Origin of the sequence: Microvirga aerophila (assembly GCF_003332305.1) — a bacterium.
In the GTDB taxonomy this organism is placed as follows: Bacteria; Pseudomonadota; Alphaproteobacteria; order Rhizobiales; family Beijerinckiaceae; genus Microvirga; species Microvirga aerophila.
The window spans coordinates 1-467 of sequence record NZ_QOIO01000085.1; the positions used below are offsets into that span (position 1 = coordinate 1).

Consider the following 467-nt stretch of genomic DNA (forward strand, 5'->3'; position numbering starts at 1 on the left):
GTTGCACAGGCTGCTTGGGCCGGCTGACGATCCAATGACTAGCGCTTCGAGGCGTCTCGCGCCTGTAGCTCCTCGCTGACGGCCCATCGCTTGAGCTGGGCTCCAGCGCCCCCTTTGGGCTTTTCCTTCTTCGGCTTCTTCGCCTCTCGATTGCTGTGCTGCTCGCGGTGTGCCATGGCATAGCCCTCCAAGGCTTCAGGGTCCTCTCACGCCGAAGGATTCCGACTAACAGAGCATACCACTCCGTGCCATTGCTGACTCAGGCAGCGATGAGGTACCGCTAACCCACCTTCGGGACATCATCCCCGGGCGGCTCAGTAGGTTCAGGTGGCCGCAGCCCAGGCTCCGGATCAGGAGCGGGAATATCAGGCTGGGGCGGGGCAGGGATGTCCGGCTGCGGTGTGTCAGGGTAAGGAATATCAGACATGGAGACGTCCTCAGTGCTTTCTGGAGAAGACGCTACCACT

1 protein-coding gene is annotated in these 467 nt (G+C 61.5%); it reads right to left on the minus strand.

All coding sequences use genetic code 11. The features are described from left to right. Positions 1–38: 38 nt before the first annotated feature. Positions 39–176 carry a hypothetical protein gene (locus DRB19_RS30360; protein ID WP_162815897.1) on the minus strand — a complete coding sequence of 46 codons (138 nt, stop codon included), beginning with the start codon at positions 174–176 and terminating at the stop codon, positions 39–41. Positions 177–467: the final 291 nt, after the last annotated feature.